The 1,330-nt window shown below is 39.1% G+C and carries 2 protein-coding genes; both read left to right on the top strand.

Features of this window, described 5'->3' with window-relative positions; translation table 11 throughout:
* The first annotated feature begins 17 nt into the window (after window positions 1–17).
* Window positions 18–269 carry a cold-shock protein gene (locus tag WG67_RS05365; protein WP_006279919.1) on the top strand — a complete coding sequence of 84 codons (252 nt, stop codon included), beginning with the start codon at window positions 18–20 and terminating at the stop codon, window positions 267–269.
* A gap of 35 nt (window positions 270–304) precedes the next feature.
* The coding region (locus tag WG67_RS05370; protein WP_458694937.1) for a DEAD/DEAH box helicase at window positions 305–1,330 on the top strand (1,026 nt) is incomplete at its 3' end.

A 1,330-nucleotide genomic window follows, 5' to 3' on the forward strand; every position in this document is an offset into this window, starting at 1 on the left:
ATTTAGGAGTTGTTTAAATGGAATTTGGTAATGTAAAATGGTTTAATGCCGAAAAAGGCTATGGTTTCATCAAGCCAGAAGGTAAAGGGGGTGACGTTTTTGTACATATTAGCACATTGGAACGTTCGGGAATAAGACCTGAGGCACTTAAAGGAGAGAATAAAGAGAAGGGAATAAAAGGAGAAAGGGTGAGTTATGAGGTTAAAGAGGAGCGCGGTAGAAACGGAGAAGATAAAAAATCTGCAATAAATTTAAGATTGGAAGATTAATCTATTATGAAGTCTTTTAACAGGATTAACGTATTGTGAATAATTTTCATGAGATGGGTCTCCCAGCTTCGCTTAGACAAGCTCTAGATAAAAGTAATCTTTTCGTCCCAACTCCGATTCAAATACAAGCGATTCCCTTAGCGCTACAAGGTAAAGATATTCTCGGATCTGCTCAAACGGGGACTGGAAAAACTTTAGCATTTGCTATTCCGTTGGTTGCTAAGTTGCTGAATGAGCCTAACACTGGTTCAGCTTTAGTCATCGTGCCAACCAGAGAGCTTGCGCATCAGGTAACAAATGAGATAAGAAAACTCTTATCTCAAAATTCTGCACTAAGGGTCGCTTTGTTGATTGGTGGTGAGCCTATTTTTAGGCAGCTAAATCAGCTTCAGAAAAAACCACAAATTGTAATAGGTACTCCTGGTCGTATTATAGACCATATTGAGCGTAAAACTTTGATTACTCGCAATGTTAGCGTTCTTGTGCTTGATGAAACGGATCGTATGTTTGATATGGGCTTTGGAGTTCAGATTGAAGAAATTATGAAGCATTTGCCTAAAATAAGGCAAACTCTTATGTTTTCTGCAACTCTTCCTGGAGATATAGTAAAACTTGCTGAGAAGTACCTTAATCGACCAGAACGTATTTCTGTTGATTGTGAGGTTACAACTTCTGTAAAAATTAAGCAAGAAATTGTTTATGCATCAGAATCAGAAAAATATGAAAAGCTTGTTACACAACTATGTCAGCGCGAAGGATCAATCATTATCTTTGTCAAAACAAAGCGAGGAGCGGATCAGCTAGCTAACAGATTGCACAAAGATGACTATAGCGCTTTAGCAATTCATGGTGATTTAAGGCAGCACAAGCGCGAAAGGGTCATTAATTCTTTTCGTCGTGGCCGTAATCAAATCATGGTTGCAACAGATGTTGCTTCTCGCGGCCTTGATATTCCCCACATTCAACATGTTATCAATTATGATGCACCACAATCGCAAGCTGACTATATTCATCGTATAGGTAGAACTGCACGCGCTGGAGCTGAAGGGTATGCGCTATCT

The organism is Wolbachia endosymbiont of Drosophila incompta (assembly GCF_001758565.1).
Lineage (GTDB): Bacteria > Pseudomonadota > Alphaproteobacteria > Rickettsiales > Anaplasmataceae > Wolbachia > Wolbachia pipientis.

Coding starts and splice junctions, on each gene's coding strand:
- WG67_RS05365 (WP_006279919.1), top strand. CDS start 18: ATGGAATTTGGTAATGTAAAATGGTTTAATGCCGAAAAAGGCTATGGT.